This window comes from Streptomyces sp. NBC_01363 (genome assembly GCF_026340595.1).
Classification (GTDB): Bacteria; Actinomycetota; Actinomycetes; order Streptomycetales; family Streptomycetaceae; genus Streptomyces.
In genome coordinates this window covers 2,588,014-2,611,236 of sequence record NZ_JAPEPF010000001.1, presented here as the reverse complement: position 1 = coordinate 2,611,236, position 23,223 = coordinate 2,588,014, and the positions used below count along the sequence as shown (strand labels likewise).

The window sequence follows — 23,223 nt, the reverse complement described above, 5'->3', positions numbered from 1 at the left end:
GGCCGCGCACCTCGCGGCAACAGGAAGGGGAGGCGGCCACCGGAAGCCCCGGCGACCGCCTCCCCTCCCGACCGGCTAGGCGTGCGTACGGAGCAGCGTGCGCATCGTCCGCATCGCGACCGACAGATTCGCCAGGTCGAAGGCGTCCGACCCCCGGATCTCCTCAAGGGTGGAGCGGGACCGCGTCAGGATCGCCGCGTTCTTCTCCTCCCACGCCTCGAACCGCTCCTCCGGCGTCGAGGTCCCGTTGCCCGCCGACAGCACATCCGCGGTGAGCGCGGCGTGCGCGGCGTACAGGTCCTCGCGGATGGAGGCGCGGGCCATGGACTGCCAGCGGTCGGCCCGCGGCAGCTCGATGATCCGGTCCATCAGCTGGGTGATGCCCAGCCGGTCCGCGAGGTCGTAGTACACCTCGGCGACGGAGAGCGGGTCCTTCCCCGTGCGCTCCGCGATCGCCACGATGTCCAGCACCGGGAAGGCGGAGGAGAATCCGGCGACCCGCTGGGCCAGCTCGCCCGGGACGCCCGCCTCGGTGAGCTCGTCCAGGATCGACTGGTACCACTCCAGATCGGCGCCCATCAGCATCTTGGGCAGCTCGGCCCAGACCTGGTCGACGCCCGCCTTGAAGAAGTCGATCGTCCCGGCGATCTCCAGCGGCTGCGGCCGGTTGCCGAGCAGCCAGCGCGAACCGCGCTCGACGAGTCGGCGCGAGTGCAGCCGGATCCGGGTCTGCACATCGGCGGCGACCTGGTTGTCGAGCGCCTCGACGGCGTCCCACACCTGGCCGAGACCGAAGATCTCGCGGGCCGCGAACTGCGCCCGCACGATCTCCTCGATCGAGGCACCGGTCTCTTCCCGCAGCCGGTGCAGGAAGGTCGAACCACCACTGTTCACGGTGTCGTTGACCAGGACCGTGGTGATGATCTCGCGCCGCAGCGCGTGTCCGTCGACCGCCTCGGGGAACTGCTCGCGCAGTTGCTGCGGGAAGTAGGCGTGCAGCAGCTTCTGCAGGTGCTCGTCGTCCGGCAGGCTGGTCCGGATCAGCTCCCGGGCCGCGGTGATCTTCGTGTACGCGAGCAGCACGGCCAGCTCGGGCTGGCTGAGCCCCTTGCCGCCGTTGAGCAGCTCACGGATCTGGCGGTCGTTGGGCAGGAACTCCAGCCCGCGATCGAGGTCCCCGTCACGGCCCAGCCGGCGCATGAAGCGCTGGTGGGCGTGGAGCAGCGAGGAGGACTGGGACGTGGCGTTGGCGAGTGCGACGTTCTGCGCGTAGTTGTTGCGCAGGACGAGACGGCCGATCTCGTCGGTCATCTCGGCGAGCAGCTTGTTGCGCTGCTTGACGGTCATGTCGCCGTCCCGGACCAGGCCGTTGAGCAGGATCTTGATGTTCACCTCGTGGTCGGAGGTGTCCACACCGGCGCTGTTGTCGATCGCGTCGGTGTTGATCCGGCCACCGCCCCGGGCGAACTCGATCCGGCCGAGCTGGGTGGCGCCGAGGTTGCCGCCCTCGCCGACGACCTTGGCCCGCAGGTCCTCGCCGTTGACGCGGATCGCGTCGTTGGCCTTGTCGCCGACGTCCGCGTTCGACTCGGCGGAGGACTTGATGTACGTACCGATGCCGCCGTTCCACAGCAGGTCCACGGGGGCCTTGAGGATGGTCTGCATCAGCTCGGCGGGCGTCATCTTGGTGACACCCGGCTCGATGCCGAGCGCCTCGCGGACGTGCGCGTTGATCGGGATGGACTTGGCGCTGCGCGAATGGATGCCGCCGCCCGCGGAGAGCAGGTCCTTGTTGTAGTCGGCCCAGGAGCTGCGCGGCAGGTCGAACAGGCGGCGCCGCTCGGCGTACGAGGTGGCGGCGTCCGGGGTCGGGTCGATGAAGATGTGCCGGTGGTCGAAGGCCGCGACGAGCCGGATGTGCTCGGAGAGCAGCATGCCGTTGCCGAACACGTCACCGGACATGTCACCGACGCCGACGACGGTGAAGTCCTCGGTCTGGGTGTCGTGGCCCAGCTCGCGGAAGTGCCGCTTGACGGACTCCCAGGCGCCGCGGGCGGTGATGCCCATGCCCTTGTGGTCGTAGCCCGCGGAGCCGCCGGAGGCGAAGGCGTCGCCGAGCCAGAAGCCGTACCCGACGGCGACCTCGTTGGCGATGTCGGAGAAGCTCGCGGTGCCCTTGTCGGCGGCGACGACCAGGTAGGTGTCGTCCTCGTCGTGCCGGACGACGTTCTTGGGCGGCACGACCTCGCCGGCCACCATGTTGTCGGTGATGTCGAGCAGCGCCGAGATGAAGGTGCGGTACGAGGCGATGCCCTCGGCCATCCAGGCGTCACGGTCGACGGCCGGGTCCGGGAGCTGCTTGGCGACGAATCCGCCCTTGGCGCCGACCGGCACGATGACGGTGTTCTTCACCATCTGCGCCTTGACCAGGCCGAGGATCTCCGTACGGAAGTCCTCGCGCCGGTCCGACCAGCGCAGACCGCCTCGGGCGACCTTGCCGAAGCGCAGGTGCACGCCCTCGACGCGCGGCGAGTAGACCCAGATCTCGAAGGCCGGGCGGGGCGCCGGCAGATCCGGGATGGACTGCGGGTCGAACTTCATCGAGACGTACGGATGCGGCTTGCCACTGCCCGCCCGCTGCCCCCTCTTGCCGCTTCCCTCGCTTGCGCTCTGGAAGAAATTGGTGCGCAGGGTGGCCTTGATGACGGTGAGGAAGGACCGCAGGATGCGATCCTCGTCGAGCGAGGCGACCTGGTCCAGGGCCCCGTCCAGCTCTTCGAGGAGGCCGTCGGTCAGCTCGGTGCCGGCGTTCTGCCGCTCCGGGGACATCCGGGCCTCGAAGAGCGAGACCAGCAGCCGGGTGGTGTGGACGTTGTTGCGGAGCGTGCTCTCCATGTAGTCCTGGCTGAACGTCGACCCGGCCTGGCGCAGGTACTTCGCGTACGCGCGCAGCACCATCGCCTGGCGCCAGCTCAGACCGGCGCCCAGCACCAGCGAGTTGAAGCCGTCGTTCTCGGCCTCACCGGTCCACACGGCGGCGAAGGCGTCCTGGAAGCGGTCGCGGGCGTCATCGGCGAGATAGTTGCCGTTGCCGTTGGTCTGCGGCATCCGGAGCCCGAAGTCGTAGATCCAGGCGTGCGTACGGTCCGCGCAGCGCAGCTCGTACGGACGCTCGTCGACGACCTCGACGCCGAGCCGCTGGAGGGCCGGGAGCACGGCGGAGAGGGAGACCTGCTCACCGGTCCGGTAGATCTTGAAGCGGCGCTCGCCGGGGGCGGCGCCGACCGGCTCGTACAGGCTGAGGGCGAAGTCGTTCTCGTCCTGCTTGAGCGCTTCGAGGTGGACCAGGTCGGCCACGGCGGAGCGCGGCGTGTGGTCGGCCTTGTAGCCCTCGGGGAACGAGTGGCCGTACTGGCGCAGCAGCTCGGCGGCGCGCTCCTCGCCGCACTCGGCGCCCAGCGCCTCCTGGAAGCCGTCGGCCCAGGAGCGTGCGGCCTCGACGAGCCGGGCCTCGATGCGGTCGGCCTCGGCGTCGGTGAGGTCGGGCAGCTCGGTGCCGGGCGCGACGCGGACGACGAAGTGCAGCCGGGAGAGGATCGACTCGGTGTTCCAGGCGGTGAAGTCGACGCTGGTGCCGCCCAGTTCCTCCTTGAGGATGTCGATCAGGCGGAGCCGCACACCGGTGGTGTAGCGGTCGCGCGGCAGGTAGACGATCGCGGAGTAGTAGCGCCCGTACTCGTCCTGGCGCAGGTAGAGCCGCAGCCGGCGGCGCTCCTGGAGGTACAGCACGGAGGTGACGACGGAGCGCAGCTGGTCGACGGGCGTCTGGAAGAGCTCGTCGCGCGGGTACGTCTCCAGGATCTGCAGCAGGTCGCGGCCGTCGTGGCTGTTGGGCGAGAAGCCCGCGCCCTCCAGCACCTCGGCGACCTTGCGGCGGATGACGGGCACCCGGCGCACGGACTCGGTGTAGGCGGCGGAGGAGAACAGTCCGAGGAAGCGGCGCTCACCGATGACGTTGCCGTCCGTGTCGAACTTCTTCACGCCGACGTAGTCGAGGTAGCTGGGGCGGTGGACGGTCGACCGGCTGTTGGCCTTGGTGAGGACGAGGAGCTTGCGTTCACGGGCCTTGGCCCGTGCGTCGGCGGGCAGCCGGTCGAAGGACGGGCTGACGGGGTGCGCCTCGTCGACGCTGTGGTGCGGGTCGGAGCGCAGGATGCCGAGGCCGGTGCCGGGGACGGCGGCCAGCGAGTCGGTCTCCTTCAGCTCGTACTCGCGGTAGCCGAGGAAGGTGAAGTGATCGGCGGCGAGCCAGCGCAGCAGCTCCCTGGCCTCGTTCACCTCTTCGTCGGCGAGGTCGTCGAGCGGCTCACCGGGCAGGTCGTCGGCGATGCGCATCGCGGCATCACGCATCTTGTCCCAGTCCTCGACGGTCTCCCGCACGTCGGACAGCACGCGCAGCAGGTCGGCGGCGATCTGCTGGAGGTCGGCGCGGTCGGTCTCGCGGTCGATCTCGACGTGGATCCAGGACTCGACGAGCGCGTCGTGCGGCAGCTCGTTCTTCGCGTCCTTGGCGCCCGCGCCGCCCTTGCGGCCCTGCGGGCCCCCCGCGATGCCGTTGCCCTCGGCGAGGACCTCGATGAGCTTGCCGGTGACGTCGCGGCGTACGACGACCTGCGGGTGGATCACGACGTGGATGCCGCGCCCCTGCCGGGACAGCTCATTGGTGACGGAGTCGACCAGGAACGGCATGTCGTCGGTGACGACCTCGACGACCGTGTGGCTGCACGTCCAGCCGTTCTCCTCGACGGTCGGGGTGTGCACCCGGACGTTCGCCGTGCCCTGCGGGCGCGTCTCGGCGAGGCGGTAGTGGGAGGAGGCGGCACCGAAGACGTCCACGGGGTCGCGGCCCGCGATGTCCTCCGGAGCGGTGTGCAGGTAGTAGCGCTGGAGGTAGGAGAGGAGCACGTCCTGTCCGGGACGCTCCTGCTCGGCCCCGGCGGCCGCAACACGCACCCGGGAGGTACCTCCCGGGCCACCGACACCACCGCCCGGGCTGTTGTCAGCTACCTTGGCGGCCCGTGCGAGCAGCTCGGCCTTGGCTTCGTCCAGCTTGGTCTGCATGTCCTCTGGCTCCTGTCACGCGCCGTTGCGAGACGTAGGTGAAAAAGACGACGTACCGCCACGACACGGGGTTTCCGGTCTGAGTCGACGCTATGCCGCTATGAGAGACGCCCGGGACCATATTGGCCATTTTTGGCAGTCGGACCGGGCTGTGGGAATCAGCGACGGCCCGGGTGCTGTGGCACTCCGGGCGCAGGCCGGGGGCTTCGCTGCCCCCGAGGCGTATCGCGCTGATCACGGGGTCCAGGCTATATCGCCCCACCCCGTGACCGTCACGAGCCGTTTGTGTAAAAAGATGGACCCCAACTTTGACACTCTGGACAGCGCGCGGGTCCGTGTTGCCGCACTCTGGTAGTCGGAACAGGCCGACGAACCGTGGGAGCCCCGCCATGGCACCGAAGATCCTGATCGTTACCGGCGACGCCGCCGAGTCCCTGGAAGTCCTCTATCCGTACCAGCGGCTGCGCGAGGAGGGCTACGACGTCCATATCGCGGCCCCCGCCCGCAAGACGCTCCGCTTCGTGGTCCACGACTTCGAGCCCGGCTTCGACACGTACACCGAGAAGCCCGGCTACACCTGGCCCGCCGACCTGGCCTTCTCCGAGGTCGACGCCGGGGACTACGTGGCGCTGGTCGTCCCGGGAGGCCGGGCGCCCGAGTACCTTCGCAACGACGCAGAGCTCCGCAAGATCCTCAAGGCCTTCTTCGACTCGGACCGGCCGGTGGCCCAGATCTGCCACGGCCCGCTGATGACGGCGGCGGTCGGTGCGCTGGCCGGCCGGCATGTCACCGCCTACCCCGCACTGGAGCTCGACATGCAGACGGCGGGCGCCACCTTCGAGGACCACGAGGCGGTGGTCGACGGCACTCTGGTCTCGTCCCGGGCGTGGCCGGACCACTCGGCGTGGATGCGCGAATTCCTGAAGATCCTCCGTACAAAGGCCCCGGTCACCACCTGACCCGTCCGGCCGCCTCGCCCGCTCCCTCTTCACCCTCCACCCCGACTCGACGGCTGCCACCCGATGCACCGCCGCCCGGTCACCACTGCTCGGATCGCCACTATCGGATTACTGCCACCCGATCGCCACTATCCGGCCAGCTGCTCGGCGAGCTGCGCGGCCTCGGCCAGGCTGTCCACCACCGGCACCCCGGCCGCCTCCAGGCTGGCCCTGCTGTGCGATCCGCCGGTGTAGAGCACGGCCTTCGCACCGACATGGGCCGCGGCCACGGCGTCGTCCACCGCATCGCCGATGACCACCGTGTGCTCGGCGGATATCCCGTCCAGGGCGGCGATGTGCCGCTCCATGTGCCGGGCCTTGCTGCCACCGGAAGGCCCGGTACGCCCGTCGACCCGCACGAAGCGCCGCTCGATGCCGTACCCCCGCACCACGGGGACCAGCTGGTCGTGCCCGTACATGCTCAGGAGCGACTGGCTGCGCCCGGCCAGCTGCCACTGCGTGAGCAGCTCCTCGGCGCCTTCGGTGAGCCCGCAGGCGGCCCGCTGCTCGGTGTAGTACCGGTGGAAGATCCCGTCCATCCGCTCCCACTCGGCCTCCGTGGGCAGCCTGCCCATCAGCCGTTCGTAGAAGCGGGGGATCGGGATGCAGTACATCTCGCGGTACTGCTCAAGCGTGATCGGCTCCAGGCCGACCTCACCGAACGCGGCGTTCGTCGCACCGACGACCGCGTCGTTGTCGTCGAGCAGTGTGCCGTTCCAGTCCCAGACCAGATGAGTGCGGTGCTTCCCATGCGTCCCCATGCATAGAAAGTACCCGCCGCCTCCGACACCCGTTCGAAGTCGACCCGGTCCGCTCCCGGCCCCCGGCCTCTCCCCTTCAGCCGATCAGGTTCGGAATCTCCTGGATGCCGAACCACAGCAGCTCGTGGTCCTCGGCACCGTCCACGGTGAACTGCGCGTCGTCGTCACCGAGGTCCGCCGCCCCCAGCGCCGCGGCCGCCGCCGTGACGTCCTTCTCCGCGTCGTCCGCGTCGACATGCACCGCGGCGGCCTTGGCGAGCGCCACGGGGGAAGCGATCCGCACCTCGCCGAGCGAGGACGGGTCGAAGCTGTGGTCCGGGTCGGCGACGGCCGCGCCGTCCGGTACCTCGACGGCCACGACGACGCGCCTGCGCACCGCGTCGGGGTTCTGCGCGATCATGCGCAGCGAGGCGGAGGCGGCCCGGTTGAGCGCCGCGTACTCCAGTTCCTCGATGTCGTCCGAGACGTACCACTCGCGCAGTGCAGGGGTCACCGCGTACGCGGTCAGCGGACCGGGGCCGATTTCGCCCGCCCGGTGCGCCGCTGCGAGACCGGACAGGGTCAGGGGGACGTACACGCGCATGGCCGGGTCGCTTTCGTAGTCGGAAACGCCCTCAGGATACGTGCGACGTCCCCCTTTGGGGTCACGTGCACCGATACCCCGCCGTCCACCCGGCAACCGCCCCTCACCCTCCCTGCGCCCGTCTCACGCCCCGCCCGACAACGGACGCATCACCCGGATAGGTGATTCCTCCCGATCGCTCCCGGCACCCCGCCGCCGCTTGCGGCCGCCTCGACCGTCGCCGTAGAAGGTCCCCAGCAGAAGTTACCGCCCGGTATTCGGCCGGGCCTCTGAAGCACGGGGGCGATGATCGATGAGCACGAACAGGACCCGGCCCACTGGACGACGCGACCAGCGCAGGCCCGAAGCCGTACCACCACAGCGCGCCCGGACTCCCCGGCGCGTCCGCCCGCACCACTGGTTCGCCGAGCGCCTCCTGGCGGTCCTCAGCGGCCAGCGCCCGGTGCACTGGATGCTCGGACACACCATCGGCGAGGCCTACGACCAACTGGCCGAACTGGCCCCGCGCACCCCCCTCAGGGCCCGCGGCGCCCGCCCCGTCATCCGCATGTGCCACGGCGCCCAACCGGCTCCCGGGGTGGTGGAGGCCTGCGCAAGCATCGCGGCGGGCGAACAGGTACGGGCGATGGCCTTCCGCCTGGAACAGGGCACCGACCTCCGCTGGCGCTGCTCAGCGGTGGAACTCGGCGACGAACACCTACAAACGACCCCAACCCGCTAACGCGCCCGCCCGGGAAACGGAGCGCCGCGGCGTCCGGCATGCGAGCGTGCGTGCCGGACGCCGCGAAGCAGGCAGACCTTACGGGAGGGCGTGCTGGAGTGCTGGGCGTCCAACACTCGCGCACAGCGCTTCTACGCTCGTCGCGGCCGGCGGCCGGACGGTGCGCGCCGTCCGGGGCCGATGGACAGCGACCACGTCCGGCTGCGGCTGAACGTCGATCCCAGCCAACCACGCAGCAGCCGGTAGAGCTGGCTACGAGGGTCACCATTGCGGGCGGCGACCCGGCACCGGAAGCAGTTGAACAGGGCCAGGGTCCTGCCGGACTGCCCGGAACTGCTGACTGTTTCGGACCAAGCCCGTGACAGGGCACTGTCCGAAGTGCTTACAGCTACTGCCCAAACTCATGAGCAAAGCCACTCACAACAGCTTCCAGCGCTCCGACGCCAAGAAGCGAGGCGGGCAGCGCGGGCAGCGCGGGCAGGGGCAAACGGACAACAGGCCCCGGAACCTGCACTCTCGTTCTCAGCAGTACAGCGTCAAGAGCGGACCCGCCCGGACCCCGTTTCAGCCTCTTCCAGCCCGATGGCGCTCAAGCAACGAAACCAACGGGACCCTCGAGCCACATTCCTCTCCCACGCCCTCTTTCCACTCCCTGTCCTCAACCCACCGCCCCCTACCCAGCCACACCAGCTCTCCCCCTCCTGCCCCGTCTCACCCTCTCGGCCTCTCCAGGCCCCTCTCAGCTCTCCGGCCCGCCTCAGCCCTCCCCCGACCCCCACCCAGCAGCCTCCGTCCTCTCCAGCCCCCTCCCAGCCCCTCCGGCCACGTCTCAGCCTCTCCCCCGCTTCCTTCATCCCTCGCCCGACCCTTTCTGGCCCACCCCTCGCCGCCCTTCAAGCGATCGAAGAGCAACAGTCCCGGGCAGAGCCCCGCCTACGCCCCCGGCCCTTCAAGCGATCGAAGAGCAACAGTCCCGGGCAGAGCCTCACGTACACCCCCGCCCCCAGGCAATCGAAGAGCAACGGCCCCGGGCAGCACCCCACGTACACCCCAGCCCCTCCGGCGTTTGAGGAGCGGGGTCCGGGGCAGCGCCCCGGTTTCGGGAAGGGGCGGGGAGGGGCAGGCCCCGCGCAGCGGCCCACCCACCCACGCCAAGCAACCCCACCCACCCCAGCCTCCAAGCACCCCACCCGCACGGACCCACGGGCCCACAGGCCCACGGGCCCACGCGTCCCCACACCCCCGCGCCCCACGCCCGCGCCCCCACAGGCCCAAAACCCAAAACGCCGGGGCCGGACGCCCAAACCACGCGCCCGACCCCGGCTACAACCCAACTACAGCCCGACCACCGCAACGACGTCCACCGACGTCACCGGCACCCGCGCCTCCCGCACCCGCACCGGCACCGGCACCGGCACCGGCACCCGCTACTTCTTACGGCGCCGCCCGCCCCCACCATTCTTCTGAGCCTTGCGCCGCTCCGCCCTGGTCAGCCCGTCGGACTCGGACCCGGCCGCACCGTCATCGTTGGAGAAGTCGCCCTCGACGACCCCGCCCTCCCCGTCCACCGTGGGAGCGGAGAAGTGCAGCCGGTCCGGACGCTGCGGAGCTTCGAGCCCCTTGGCCCGGATCTCCGGACGCGCCGCCGGCACGGCGTCCTCCTTGGCCAGCGAGGTCCGCTCGGCCTCGTCCTGCACCGGCACCTCCTCGACCTGCTGCTCGACCTGAACCTCCAGGTTGAACAGGTAGCCGACGGACTCCTCCTTGATGCCCTCCATCATGGCGTTGAACATGTCGAAGCCCTCGCGCTGGTACTCGACCAGCGGGTCCTTCTGCGCCATGGCACGGAGGCCGATGCCCTCCTGGAGGTAGTCCATCTCGTAGAGGTGCTCGCGCCACTTGCGGTCCAGGACGGACAGCACCACACGCCGCTCCAGCTCACGCATGATGTCCGAGCCGAGCTGCTTCTCGCGCTCGTCGTACTGCTCGTGGATGTCGTCCTTGATGGACTCGCCGATGAACTCGGCCGTGATCCCGGCCCGGTCGCCGGCCGCCTCCTCCAGCTCGTCGACGGTGACCTTCACCGGGTAGAGCTGCTTGAACGCGCCCCACAGCCGGTCCAGGTCCCACTCCTCCGCGAAGCCCTCGGCGGTCTCCTGGCGGATGTAGTCGTCGATCGTGTCGTCCATGAAGTGGCGGATCTGGTCCTGCAGATCCTCGCCCTCCAGGACCCGGCGACGCTCGCCGTAGATGACCTCACGCTGCCGGTTGAGCACCTCGTCGTACTTCAGGACGTTCTTCCGCGTCTCGAAGTTCTGCTGCTCGACCTGCGACTGGGCCGACGCGATCGCCCGCGTCACCATCTTGTTCTCGATCGGCACATCGTCCGGCACATTGGCCATCGACATGACGCGCTCGACCATCTGCGCCTTGAACAGACGCATCAGGTCGTCGCCGAGCGACAGGTAGAAGCGGGACTCGCCCGGGTCGCCCTGACGGCCGGAACGACCGCGCAGCTGGTTGTCGATACGCCGCGACTCGTGCCGCTCGGTGCCGAGCACGTACAGCCCGCCGAGCTCCTTGACCTCTTCGAACTCCGCCTTGACGGCCTGCTCGGCCTTCTCCAGCGCGGCGGGCAGCGCGGCCGCCCACTCCTCGACATGCTCGACGGGGTCGAGGCCACGCTGGCGCAGCTCCGCCTCGGCGAGGTCGTCGGGGTTGCCGCCGAGCTTGATGTCGGTGCCTCGTCCGGCCATGTTCGTCGCGACCGTGACCGCGCCCTTGCGGCCGGCCTGGGCGACGATCGTCGCCTCACGGTCGTGCTGCTTGGCGTTGAGGACCTCGTGCTGGACACCGCGCTTGGAGAGTTGCTGCGAGAGGTACTCGGACTTCTCGACCGAGGTGGTGCCGACGAGGATCGGCTGCCCCTTCTCGTGCTTCTCGGCGATGTCGTCGACGACCGCGGCGAACTTCGCGACCTCGGTGCGGTAGATCAGGTCCGACTGGTCGGCACGGACCATCGGCCGGTTGGTCGGGATCGGCACCACACCGAGCTTGTAGATCTGGTGGAACTCGGCGGCCTCGGTCATCGCCGTACCGGTCATGCCGGAGAGCTTGCTGTAGAGGCGGAAGAAGTTCTGCAGGGTGATCGTGGCGAGCGTCTGGTTCTCGTCCTTGATGTCCACACCTTCCTTCGCCTCGATCGCCTGGTGCATGCCCTCGTTGTAGCGGCGACCGGCGAGGATACGGCCGGTGTGCTCGTCGACGATCATGACTTCGCCGTCGATGACGACGTAGTCCTTGTCCTTCTTGAAGAGTTCCTTGGCCTTGATGGCGTTGTTGAGGTACCCGACGAGCGGGGTGTTCACCGACTCGTAGAGGTTCTCGATACCGAGCCAGTCCTCGACCTTCGAGACACCGGGCTCGTGGATGGCGACGGTCCGCTTCTTCTCGTCGACCTCGTAGTCGCCGGTCTCCTCGATGCCCTTGAGCGGGTTGCCCGCCTCGCCCTTGGTCAGCCGCGTGACCAGCTTGGCGAAGTCGCCGTACCACTTGGTGGCCTGGTCGGCGGGGCCGGAGATGATCAGCGGCGTACGGGCCTCGTCGACGAGGATCGAGTCGACCTCGTCGACCACGGCGAAGTTGTGGCCGCGCTGGACGAGTTCGTCGGCGGACCACGCCATGTTGTCGCGGAGGTAGTCGAAGCCGAACTCGTTGTTCGTGCCGTACGTGATGTCGCAGGCGTACTGCTCACGGCGCTGTGCCGGCGTCATGTTGGCGATGATGCAGCCGACGGTGAGGCCGAGGAACTTGTGAACGCGGCCCATCAGTTCGGAGTCGCGCTCGGCCAGATAGTCGTTGACCGTGATCAGGTGCACGCCCTTGCCGGAGAGCGCGTTGAGATACGTCGGCAGGGTGCCGACGAGGGTCTTGCCCTCGCCGGTCTTCATCTCGGCCACATAGCCGAGGTGGAGCGCTGCGCCGCCCATCATCTGAACGTCGTAGTGGCGCTGTCCGAGGACCCGCTTGGCGGCCTCACGGACGGTCGCGAATGCCTCGGGGAGCAGGTCGTCCAGGCTCTCGCCGTCCGCGTACCGTTCCTTGTACTCGTCGGTGAGCGCCCGCAGCTCGGCGTCGGAGAGGTTGACGAAGTCCTCTTCGATGGAGCTGACCTGGTCCGCGATGCGGTGCAGTTTGCGCAGGATCTTGCCTTCGCCTGCACGCATGAGCTTGTTGAAGACGGACACTGAGGCTGGTCTCCTTGCCGGTCGGGCCTGGCACTGGGTCGTGTTACGGACACTGGCGCGGGCACGGCAGGTGGGCCCCACCGCAACGGCCATCGTAAGCGAGGACCCCGCCGCGCCGGGAGGGCCGCCGCCGCGTTGGCCCCGCTGTCCCCTCCGAGTCAACGGCCGGGGAGCGCCGAAGGTGCCGGGAAGTCCGAAAAGTGTTCGCTTCACGAGCGGCGCCTCACCAGAATCCGCACATGGAGCCGATCACCCTCACCAGCGACCGTCTGCTGCTGCGCCCCTTCGGCGGCGGCGACACGGAAGCGATCCACGTCGCCTGTCAGGACCCCGACATCCAGCGGTGGACGGTCGTGCCCTCCCCGTACAGCCGTGCCGACGCGGAACTCTTCGCGGAAAAGCTGTCTCCCGGCGGCTGGCACGACGACTCCATGTACAACTTCGCGGTGGTCCTGCGCGAGAGCGGGGCCCTGGCCGGCGCCCTCGGTATCAACCGCCGCAATCTTCCGGGCACGTACGAGGTGGGATTCTGGACCGCCCAGGAGCACCGGGGCCGCGGCCACACGGCGGAGGCGGTGCTGGCCGCCGCCCGCTGGACCTTCACCGCACTCGGCGGCGACCGGCTGGAGTGGCGCGCCGAGGTGGGCAACGTCCCCTCGCGTGCCGTGGCGCTGAGGACGGGATTCCGGATGGAGGGCGAACAGCGGTCGGGCCTGTTCAACAAGGGAGTACGGCGCGACGCCTGGATCGGTGCGCTGCTCCCTTCCGATCTCGGCCTGCCGGGCACCCACGCCTATCTGCCCGCCCCCTGACCCCTCCGGGGTCTGCCGCCGGTCTCCGGTCCCGACGGATCGCGATCCCCATGGACTCCACGACTCCTCGGCCGGCTGTCAGTGCCTGCCTCTAGGGTGCGAGGCATGACGTCTGTGCCGCCTCCCGCCGTTGAACTCTCCGCCGACCAGGCGCGCAGGATCGCTCTGCGCGCCCAGGGCTTCCTCGGCGTCCCGGACCGCCGGTCCGGGGTTCCGGGCGTGCTGCGGCATCTCGGCGCCGTACAGCTCGACACGATCTCGGTGCTCGCGCGATCACACGAACTGATTCCGTACGCGCGCCTCGGCAGGGTCGGCCGGCGCACCGTCGAGGAGGCCTACTGGTCGGGTGGCCGTACCTTCGAGTACTGGTCGCACGCGGCCTGCATCCTGCCGGTCGAGGAGTGGCCGCACTTCGCCTTCCGCCGCCGCGCCTACCGCTCACGCCCGCACTGGCACCACGACCTGCCGGACGGCGCCTACGAGACGGTGATCAAGCAGTTGCGCGCCGAGGGCCCGCTGACGGCGACGGAGCTGGGCGGCGCGAAGAACGGCGGGGAGTGGTGGGACTGGTCGGCGTCGAAGGTCGCCGTCGAGCGCGCGCTGATGTACGGCGAGGTGGTGTGCACCGAGCGCCGCAGCTGGAAGCGGGTGTACGACCTCGCCGAACGGGCCCTGCCCGACGATGTGCTGCACGACGATCTGGACGACACCGAGTGCCTGCGCCGGCTGGTCGCCCTCGCGGGACAGTCCCTGGGGGTGGGCACCCGGGCGGACATCGCGGACTACCACCGGCTGAAGGGTGAGCAGTTCGACGCGGTGGTGGCGGACTCCGGACTGGTTCCGGTGACGGTGCGGGGCTGGGCGAAGCCGGCCTGGGCGGACCCGGCGGCGCTGGCCTCGGAGCCGCGCGGGCGGCATCGTACGACGCTGCTGTCGCCGTTCGACTCACTGGTCTGGGAGCGGGCGCGCACCGAGCGGATCTTCGGTTTCACCCACCGCCTGGAGGCCTACGTCCCCAAGCCCAAGCGGGTCCACGGATACTTCGCGATGCCGCTGCTGGCGGGCGGAAAGCTGCAGGGCCGCGTCGACCCGGCGCGCGAGGGCAGCACGCTGGTCGCCCGGCAGGTGTCGTTGGCGAACGGGAAGGCCGTGGTGCCGATGGCCGAGGCGTTGGTGGAGGCCGCGTCCTGGGTCGGCTGTACGGATGTCCGGCTGGAGCGGGTCGACGCACCGGAACTGCGCGGACCGCTCGCTCAGGAAATCGCCCGCGCCCTGGCCTGAGCCCGCATTCCCCCGCCCTCACCCGCCCCTTTGCCGGACCGGACTTCAAGCGGCCGAACCTCTACCCGGCGTTACGCTCTTCCGTCCCGCTGTCCGGCTGTCCCGGTGTCACGCCGTCCTGTCGCATCCGGCCCTGTCCGGTGCGTCTCCGGGCAGGTCACCTGATCTCCAGGATCTTCTCCCGCATGGCATAGACCACGGCTTCCATCCTGGAGTGCAGCTGCAACTTCTCCAGAATGTTGCGGACGTGGTTCTTCACGGTGTTCTCGGAAATGAACAGTTCCTTCGCGATATCGCGATTGTTCATGCCCGTTGCAACGAGTTTGAGGACTTCGAGTTCCCGGTCGGTGAGCCGCGGCGCGGGTACCAGCCGGCGCTCGTCGGTCCGCTGGATCATCGACTTGAACTCGGTGAGCAGTTTGGACGCCATGGAGGGGCTGATCTGGGACTGCCCGTCCGCGACTGCACGAATGGCCGTGGCCACCTCGTCCGTGGAGATCTCCTTGAGGAGATAACCGGTGGCTCCGGCCTTGATCGCGTCGTAGAGGTCGGCCTCCTCGTCGCTGATCGTCAGCATGATGATCTTCGCGCTGGGGGCCACCTCCTTGATGGAGGTGCAGGCCTCGATGCCACCGCGCTTGGGCATCCGTACGTCCATCAGCACGATGTCGGGGAGCAGGTCAGCGGCCTTGTCGACCGCCTCCGACCCGTCACCCGCCTCGCCGACGACCTGGATGTCCTCCTCCTGGGCGAGGACGATCTCCAGGCCTCTGCGGAAGAGCGCGTGGTCATCCACCACGAGGACCCTGATCGGCTCCTTGCGGAAACCGCTGTCCGCGCCGGTGCCGGCACCGGCGATGTCGTCGGCATCATTCGCATCACGCACGGGCCCGAAGGTGTCCGCCATCGTTCCTCCCCCTGAAGGCCGTGGCCTGAAGTACACACTGTCCGCCAACGGCAGTTCACAGAGCACCGATTGGCTTGGGACGCCATGATTCCATGCCTGGACGTCAGAACGGTGATCGTGTGGTCGCACGCGGGTGCCCCTGGGGGCGCACAGGCACTCCAGGGGCACCGCGGAAGGGTGGCGTCAGCCGCCGAGCGCACCGCCCGCGCCGCCCGCCTCGTCGGCGGCCAGCGGGTCGGTCCTCAGGTGGATGACACCGTAGTCATAGGCATGCCGTCGGTAGACGACACTGGGTTCCTTGGTCTCGGAGTCGACGAACAGATAGAAGTCGTGCCCGACCAGCTCCATCTCGTAGAGCGCCTGGTCGAGCGACATCGGTGCGGCGACATGCGTCTTCTCACGCATCACCAGCGGACCCTCGCCCTGAATCTCCAGCGAGCCGAACCTGGTAGTGGGCACGGACTCGGTCGACTCATTGGCGATCAGGTCGCCCTCGCCGTTGAACGACGCCGCACCCGGCACGGTCTCGGCGACCTCGGCAGCGGGAATCCGGCCATTGCCACGGCGGCTGTAGCGCTTGTCGTGCTGCTTGCGCAGCCGCGCCTCCAGCTTGCCGGTGGCCAGGTCCAGCGCTGCGTACGGGTCGCCTGCGGCCGCTTCCGCCCGGATGACCGGACCACGCGAGCGGAGCGTGATCTCCACCCGGTCGGAACGGTCGGCCTGACGGGGGTTCGGCTCCTTGGACACCTCGACGTCGAGGCTGATCACCTTGCCGTCGAACTTCTGGATCTTGTCCAGCTTCAGCTTCTCGGCCACGTGCTTGCGGAACCGCTCGGGCACCTCGGTCTTGCGGCCCTTGACGACGATGTCCACGCAGAACTCCGTTCCCGGATCGCTCCGCTCAGGGGCGGAGCATCTCCCTTTTGCACCAGGCCCCGGTGACAACCGGAGCCGCGGACTCGGTGACTTCCACCTCCTCCTCCCCCATCGGTGAGGACTCCGCCCCACCGAATTCCAGCTTCTGGCCTACCGGTGTGTTGCCTGCCCGAAACCTGGCGGTGCATTCATCGAGGTCCGGCATTCGCCATTCCTCACAACCGAACATAGCCTGCCTGGCCGGATGTCGGCACCCGCTACTCGCACGTACCTCCGATCGGGCTGTTTTCCCTACTCATTACCTGCAACGATGCAGGTTCATTGACAGTTCCGGTTTATTTCGAAGGCCGACGGAGATACTGCGACAACGGCCGCCTGCCCGCTGCCGGGGGCAGCACCCTCGTGCCCGCACGCCGCCCCCACCGCCCGGGCCGCCTCGGTGAGCGAGGCTCCCGTCGTCAGGAGGTCGTCCACCAGCACCACCCGTCCGGCCGCAAGCAGCCGCTCGCCCCCGGCCACGACCTGCAGCGCCCCCGCCAGATTCACCTGCCGCTGACGGGCGCCCAGCCCCGCCTGGTCGGCCACCGCGCGTCGCTGCCGAAGCACCGCGACCACCTGGGCCCGGGTGCCGCCGCGTCTCAGCTCTCCTGCCGCGGCCAGCGCGATCCGGCGCGTCGGATCATGGCCTCGCGCCGCCACCGCACACCGCGCCGACGGCACGGGCACGAGCAGCAGAGGGCCGCCAACACCCACTTGCCCCGTCCCGGCCCGTACGGCCCCCGCCAGAGCCTTGCCGAGCGCTCCGGCCAGCCCCAGCTCACCCCGTTCCTTATGGGCCAGCAGTACGGCACGTACCGCGTTCTCGTACGCGGCGGCCGCGTGCACCACCGGCAGGCCCACAGGTTCCGGAACGGGCCTCACCCGGCGCGGCACCCCGCCGTGGAGCTCCGCACCGCATTCCTCGCACAGCTCCACGCGCGGCCTGCCGCAGCCGCCGCAGGACACCGGCAGCACCAGGCCGGAGATCTCCCGCCACCACCCCCGCATGACTCCACTGTGCTCTTCCCGGAGCGAGCGGGCCACCCCTGTGGAAAACGCGGCACGGGCCCTGCGACTCTCAGCCCGGGTAGACCAGCGACAAGCCTTCCTTGACCACCGTCTGCCAGTTGTCACCGGGCGACAGCTTCACGATCCCGTCGCTGGACGTGGCCGCCATCAGCGGAAGCTGCTCGTCGTCCGCCGCCGCGACCGACGACACCTGGTTCACACCCGGCAGCACACCCGATGCGGACGTCGAACCGTCCGCCTGCACGTAGCGCACCTGCTGCACGCCGCCCTGCTCCTTGCCGACCACCACGAGGCGGCTGCGGCCCGACCACGACATCGCGGTCACATCCGTCAGCTGTGGCGCGGCCTGACGCAGCTCCACCACCGACACCTGCTGCTCCGATGCCGGCCCACGCCGCTCGATCCGGCCGATCTTCAGCGTGTTGCGGCCGTCCTGGGTCACCAGCAGGGCGATCCGAACTCCGTCCGCGGACATGCGCAACGCCTCGATCCGCCCGCCGCCCAGGTCGGGCACGGCGACCTCCTGGGGCTTGCCGGTACCACCGGCCAGCCGCAGCAGTCGGGGCCTGTCGAGATCCCGGTCGGCCACCCACAGGTCGCCCCGCCCGTCCCAGCTCGGGGTCGACAGACGGTGCTTCGCATCGTGGGCACCGCTGGTCACCGAGGCCGCGGGAAGCTCGCCGTCCGAGACGATGGACGACACGTAGAGAGACGCCCCGTCGTGCGAGACCGCCGCCGCCGACTGCTCGTCCCTGGCCACACCGACCGCGCCCATCCGCACCGGCCCGTCACCGAGCGGACCGCCCACCGCCTCCGGGGTTCCACTGCCTTTGGTGCTGCCGGGAATTCGTTCCACATGCCCCTTGGCATCGACGAAGTACTGGCTGTCCGGACCGCTCGACGAACCGTCAGGGGCGAATTCCTCCGCCTGATCCGCCCCGAGCAGGCACAACGGGGAGCCGTCGGAGCGCTGCAGCTCGACCTGCTCGACCCGTGCGGACGTCAGATCCCTCAGGGTGTAGAGGATCTGCGAGGCCATCATGCGACAGGAACGCTGCCCGACGCCGTCCGCCTTCTTGTCGAGCGGAACCTTCAGTACGTTGCGGTCGTCGGGTGCCAGCGAAGTGACGCCCTTCTTCAGCGCCGTACCGCGAGGGAACCGGGATGCGACCACTGGCCGCAGCCAGCTGGTCGGCCCCGCGAGGAGACTGCGGACGGACTGTGTCACGGTGTCCATCCCCGTGACGGGATCCGTCCGGCTGCGGAGATAGACGGGGTCGGCGACCAGGGTCGACTGCACCTCCGGCCGCCCCGTCGCGAAGTAGTACTTATTGACGGAGCGGTAGAGACGCTTGAAGTCCGACTGCCCGAGCAGAAGACCGTCCGGCACGAGGTCGATCCGCCACTCCTTGCCGTCCGGCCCGTTCTCCTTCACCAGATGCAGGGTCTGGTTGTAGTCGGTGGGCGCGAGCGGCTGATAGGCGCTCTCGGCGTCGACCGTCGCCACCTTCTCACCAGTCAGGGTGTAGGTGACCTCGGTGATGTTGCGGTCGCTGTCGCGCAGCGGCCGGTCGTTCCTGTTCGGCGCATTGGTGAGCACGGTGGTGAAGGCGTTCGGCTTCCATGTCTCGGCCGCCTTCTTCGTCAGGTACTGACGGGTCGTCCTGAAGCGCGGGTCATCACTGGTCATGGACTCCAGGAAGCCGTCGACCACCTCGTTGGGGGTGGCGTTGTCACGCGGCGCGACGGCGTACACCTGCACCTGGGAGTCGCCGGGCTGCGAGGCGTCGACGGCCTTGACATCCCCGGTGACGGGCATCGAGCCGCACGCGGACAGCAGCACCACACCGCATCCGAACAGCGCGAACAGCCCCAGCATGCGTCCATGGCCGTCCCTGCGACGGTCAGTGCCCACGATTCGTGTCCCCCCGCTCCGGGTCCTGCACCGCAGTGTCGAATTCGCCGCCCGACCGGTCCTCGGCGTGGCGCGCGACCACCCGTGCGCCGCTCCCCGGAAGGGCCGCCGGATGCACCGAGGCCGGCGCCGTCCGTGGAGCCGCAGGTGTGCGGGACGGTACGGGCAGTGCGGACCTGTCATTGCCGCCGGGCTGGGCCGGCACAGCCGTCAGCCGGTACTCGCTCCCGGCCTTCGGTGCGGTCGCGGCCCGCTCACGGTTCTCCCGGTTACTACGGGAGTCCTCGGGCTCCAGCGGTATCGGTGATCCGCGCAGCGGCTCGTCCGCCGTGCGCGGCAGAGTCAGACGGAACTGCGAACCGCCGCCGGGCTCGCCCCATGCCTGCAGCCACCCGCCGTGCAGCCGGGCGTCCTCCACCGCGATGGAGAGCCCGAGACCAGTACCACCGGTCGTCCGCGCGCGGGCCGGGTCCGCCCGCCAGAATCGGTTGAACACCCGCGTCGCCTCGCCCGGCTTGAGCCCCACTCCGTAGTCCCGGACGGCCACGGCGACCGCGCCTCCGGCCACCCCCATCCGCACCACGACGTCGCGGCCCTCACCGTGTTCGACGGCGTTGACCACAAGGTTGCGCAGCACGCGCTCGACGCGCCGTGCGTCGGCCTCCGCGATCACCGGCTGCTCGTCGCCGACCACCCGGATCCGGGTGCCCTTGCGCTCGGCCAGCGGCTCGGCCCCGCCGATCACCCGCCGTACGACCTGCCGCAGATCTATCGGCTCCGCCTCCAGCGCCGCGGCGCCCGCGTCGAACCGGCTGATCTCCAGCAGATCGGAGAGCAGCGACTCGAACCGGTCGAGCTGGTCCCCGAGCAGCTCCGCGGAGCGGGCCGTCACAGGATCGAAGTCGCTACGGGCCTCATGGATGACATCGGCGGCCATCCGCACGGTCGTCAGCGGTGTCCTCAGCTCGTGGGAGACGTCGGAGACGAAGCGCCGCTGCATCCGGGAGAGCTCCTCCAACTGCTGGATCTTCAGCTGCAGGTTCTGCGCCATCTTGTTGAAGGCCTCACCGAGCCGGGCGATGTCGTCCTCGCCGGTGACCTTCATCCGTTCCTGGAGCCTGCCGGCGGAAAGCCGCTCGGCGATACCGGCCGCCATGCGTACCGGCGTGACGACCTGCCGCACCACGAACCAGGCGATGGCCCCGAGCAGCACGACCACGAAGAGTCCCGCGGTCGCCAGCGTGCCCTTGATCAGCGTCAGCGATTTCTCCTCCTGCGTCAGCGGGAAGAGGTAGTAGAGCTGGTACGGATTGTGGTCGATGTCGTAGAGCCGCTTGCCCACGACAAGTCCGGGCTGCGGCTGCTGCCCGTTCGCGTACTGGATCTCGGAGTACGTCTGGTACGCCCCGGGCCCCTTGTTCACGGCGTCCCGCAGGCTCTGCGGAATGCTCACCGCCTCCACGCTGCCCGAGCCGCGCGGGGCACGGGTCCCCTCGTCGGCACTGAGCGCCACCACGTTGAAGGCGTTCTTTCCGCCGCTGGCGAGCTGGTCGACGAGCTCGGTCCGCCAGGAGTTGTTGGCAGTGGTGCCGTCCGCCGTGTCGCCGCCCTGGCCACCGGGGGTGAGCGGGGCGTTCGCCTTCTCCTGGGCTGCGGCGAAACCGCCGGCCGCCTGCGTCTGAGCAGCCTTGCCCTTGGCGTCGAGCAAGCCGTTGCGCACCTGCCCGATCACCACCAGCCCGAGGAGCAGCACCACACCGAGCGACATGAGCAGCGTGCCCGCGACGACCCGCAGCTGGAGGTTGCGCCGCCAGAGCCGTACGGCGGGCAGCAGCGGACGCCGCACCCAACGCATCAGCAATCGCGGCACAGGGCCGCCGGGCGCCCGGTCGTGGAACAACCGGCCGCCCTGCAGGAGGCGCCCCATCTGGAACGCCTTGTGTCCTGGACCGGCAGCCCGCTCCGCACGGGCTCCCGGCTCCCCGGGCTGCGGAGCAGCGCTACTCGGGGGCATCTCAGCTCGGTCCGGCCTTGTAACCGACCCCTCGGACGGTCACCACGATCTCCGGGCGCTCCGGGTCCTTCTCCACCTTGGAACGCAGTCGCTGAACATGCACATTCACCAGCCGGGTGTCGGCGGCGTGGCGGTATCCCCACACCTGCTCGAGCAGCACCTCGCGGGTGAAGACCTGCCACGGCTTACGGGCGAGCGCGACCAGCAGGTCGAACTCCAGCGGGGTGAGGGCGATCGACTGCCCCTCCCGCTTCACCGAGTGACCGGCCACATCGATGACCAGGTCCCCGATGGCCAGCTGCTCCGGCGCCGGTTCCTCGGATCTCCGCAGACGTGCCCTGATCCGGGCAACCAACTCCTTAGGTTTGAACGGCTTGACGATGTAGTCGTCGGCCCCGGACTCCAGACCCACCACCACGTCAACCGTGTCGCTCTTGGCAGTGAGCATGACGATCGGCACACCGGACTCGGCCCTGATCAACCTGCAGACCTCGATGCCGTCCCTACCGGGCAGCATGAGATCCAGCAGGACCAGGTCCGGCTTGGCCTCACGAAATGCGGCAAGTGCCTTGTCGCCGTCCGCTACGAACGACGGCTCGAACCCTTCACCACGCAGCACAATCCCGAGCATCTCGGCCAGTGCGGTGTCGTCGTCGACGACAAGGACGCGTCCCTTCATAATCGACATCATCCCATTAGCTAATCGTTACCTGCGATGATCTGGCACACAGCTCTGCCAGTCCGACCCCCGTGACCGGGGAAATTGCACCCTCCTCCGTGACGATCGCCGTGACCAGCTCCGGCGGCGTGACATCGAACGCGGGGTTGTACGCGGGGGTTCCCACCGGTGCCACGAGCAGTCCACCGGCATCCGTGCCCGCCACCCCGCCCCGCGGTGATGTGAGCTCCGTCACTTCGGCCGCCGGTCGCTGCTCAACGATGATCGACGCTCCGTCCGCGGTGTCCAGATCCACGGTCGTCGTCGGCGCGACCACGATGAACGGTACGTGGTGGTACTTCGCGAGCACGGCCAGCGGATAGCTCCCCACCTTGTTCGCCACCGCCCCGTCGGCGGCAATGCGGTCCGCCCCGATGAGCACGGCGTCCACCTCCCCCGCAGCGAACAACGAACCTGCGGCACTGTCCGTGAGAAGGCTGTACGGCAAGCCGTTGCGCGCCGCCTCGTACGCCGTCAGCCTGGCCCCCTGCAACAGCGGACGCGTCTCGTCCACCCACAGCCGCCGCAGCCGCCCCTCCCGGTGTGCCCCGAGCGCCACCGCGAAGGCAGTGCCCTCACCACCGGAGACCAGGGCCCCCGTATTGCAGTGCGTCAGCAGGCGATGCCCACCGTTACCGGGCAGCAGCTCGTCCAGCAGGGCAAGACCGTGCCGAGCCATGCGCCCACTGGCCTCGGCGTCCTCCCGGTGCAACGCCCTGGCCTCGGCCAGCGCCATGGCTGCGGCCCGCTCCGGATCCGCCCCCTTCCCGACGGCCTCCCGATATGCCCCGACAGCCCGCCGCACCCCGTACCCGAGATTCACCGCGGTGGGCCGCGCCCGCTCCAGCAGCTCCGCGGCCACCGCCACGTCGTCTCCCCGCACGGCCGCGAGAGCCACCCCATAGGCCCCCGCGATCCCCAGCAGCGGGGCACCACGCACCGCCAGCGTCCGGATCGCCCGCACCAGAGCAGGCACATCGGTGCACACCAACTCGGCTTCCTCCGTCGGCAGCCGTGTCTGGTCGAGGAGCACCAGTACGGGACCTTCCGGAGGCTCGGCCCAGCGAAGTACGGGAAGCGCGGGAGGCTCGATGCCCACCGGCGGTTGCGCATCCTGATCAGCCATCCGCCCAGTCTGCCCGGTGAGCCACCCACAAATGAAGGTACGAAGGAGATAGAGCGCCCGGCCCATACCGGAGCA

Annotated in this window: 15 protein-coding genes; 4 read left to right on the top strand and 11 right to left on the bottom strand. The window is 69.4% G+C overall.

Features of this window, described 5'->3' with window-relative positions:
* Positions 1-75 precede the first annotated feature (75 nt).
* Entirely contained in the window at positions 76-5,121 is a 5,046-nt protein-coding gene (locus OG611_RS12130) for an NAD-glutamate dehydrogenase (RefSeq protein WP_266418517.1), read from the bottom strand.
* Between the two features lie 389 nt (positions 5,122-5,510).
* On the opposite strand from OG611_RS12130, the gene OG611_RS12125 reads away from it, so the two are divergent.
* The gene (locus tag OG611_RS12125; protein WP_266418515.1) at positions 5,511-6,080 is read left to right on the top strand and encodes a DJ-1/PfpI family protein; all 570 of its coding nucleotides are present in this window, start codon (positions 5,511-5,513) and stop codon (positions 6,078-6,080) included.
* Between the two features lie 128 nt (positions 6,081-6,208).
* Here the strand turns inward: OG611_RS12125 and OG611_RS12120 are convergent, their stop codons facing one another.
* Together OG611_RS12120 and OG611_RS12115 are read right to left on the bottom strand one after the other, a co-directional pair.
* Positions 6,209-6,880: an HAD family hydrolase gene (locus OG611_RS12120; RefSeq protein WP_266418513.1), complete on the bottom strand. Its 672-nt coding sequence runs from the start codon at positions 6,878-6,880 to the stop codon at positions 6,209-6,211.
* A 76-nt stretch (positions 6,881-6,956) separates the two neighbouring features.
* A complete protein-coding gene (locus OG611_RS12115) occupies positions 6,957-7,463 on the bottom strand; it encodes a hypothetical protein (protein ID WP_266418511.1) in 507 nt (168 codons plus the stop codon).
* 292 nt (positions 7,464-7,755) lie between these two features.
* Here OG611_RS12115 and OG611_RS12110 point away from each other — a divergent pair, with 292 nt between their 5' ends.
* Positions 7,756-8,184, top strand: a complete 429-nt coding sequence (locus OG611_RS12110) for an Rv3235 family protein (RefSeq protein ID WP_266418509.1) — start codon at positions 7,756-7,758, stop codon at positions 8,182-8,184.
* 1,427 nt (positions 8,185-9,611) lie between these two features.
* On the opposite strand, the gene secA is transcribed toward OG611_RS12110, so the two are convergent.
* A complete protein-coding gene (secA, locus tag OG611_RS12105; RefSeq protein WP_266418507.1) occupies positions 9,612-12,431 on the bottom strand; it encodes a preprotein translocase subunit SecA in 2,820 nt (939 codons plus the stop codon).
* A 239-nt stretch (positions 12,432-12,670) separates the two neighbouring features.
* On the opposite strand from secA, the gene OG611_RS12100 reads away from it, so the two are divergent.
* Together OG611_RS12100 and OG611_RS12095 are read left to right on the top strand one after the other, a co-directional pair.
* Complete coding sequence (locus OG611_RS12100) at positions 12,671-13,243, top strand: GNAT family N-acetyltransferase (RefSeq protein WP_266418505.1); 573 nt, start codon at positions 12,671-12,673, stop codon at positions 13,241-13,243.
* Between the two features lie 105 nt (positions 13,244-13,348).
* The gene (locus OG611_RS12095; protein WP_266418503.1) at positions 13,349-14,524 is read left to right on the top strand and encodes a winged helix-turn-helix domain-containing protein; all 1,176 of its coding nucleotides are present in this window, start codon (positions 13,349-13,351) and stop codon (positions 14,522-14,524) included.
* Positions 14,525-14,681: 157 nt separating this feature from the next.
* Here the strand turns inward: OG611_RS12095 and OG611_RS12090 are convergent, their stop codons facing one another.
* The 7 genes from OG611_RS12090 to mtnA form a co-directional block, all read right to left on the bottom strand.
* Positions 14,682-15,431 (bottom strand): response regulator transcription factor, encoded by a 750-nt coding sequence (locus OG611_RS12090; RefSeq protein WP_266418501.1) that lies wholly within the window; start codon positions 15,429-15,431, stop codon positions 14,682-14,684.
* Positions 15,432-15,614: 183 nt separating this feature from the next.
* Entirely contained in the window at positions 15,615-16,304 is a 690-nt protein-coding gene (gene raiA / locus OG611_RS12085) for a ribosome-associated translation inhibitor RaiA (protein WP_266418499.1), read from the bottom strand.
* 321 nt (positions 16,305-16,625) lie between these two features.
* Entirely contained in the window at positions 16,626-17,354 is a 729-nt protein-coding gene (locus OG611_RS12080) for a ComF family protein (RefSeq protein WP_266418497.1), read from the bottom strand.
* Positions 17,355-17,424: 70 nt separating this feature from the next.
* Positions 17,425-19,254, bottom strand: coding sequence for an LpqB family beta-propeller domain-containing protein (locus OG611_RS12075; protein ID WP_266425801.1), 1,830 nt, complete (start codon positions 19,252-19,254; stop codon positions 17,425-17,427).
* Between the two features lie 25 nt (positions 19,255-19,279).
* Positions 19,280-21,304: an MtrAB system histidine kinase MtrB gene (gene mtrB / locus OG611_RS12070; RefSeq protein WP_266418496.1), complete on the bottom strand. Its 2,025-nt coding sequence runs from the start codon at positions 21,302-21,304 to the stop codon at positions 19,280-19,282.
* 1 nt (position 21,305) lies between these two features.
* On the bottom strand, positions 21,306-21,995 hold the full coding sequence (gene mtrA / locus OG611_RS12065; protein WP_187438793.1) for a two-component system response regulator MtrA: 690 nt from the start codon (positions 21,993-21,995) through the stop codon (positions 21,306-21,308).
* Positions 21,996-21,999: 4 nt separating this feature from the next.
* The gene (mtnA, locus tag OG611_RS12060; protein WP_266418492.1) at positions 22,000-23,148 is read right to left on the bottom strand and encodes an S-methyl-5-thioribose-1-phosphate isomerase; all 1,149 of its coding nucleotides are present in this window, start codon (positions 23,146-23,148) and stop codon (positions 22,000-22,002) included.
* Positions 23,149-23,223: the final 75 nt, after the last annotated feature.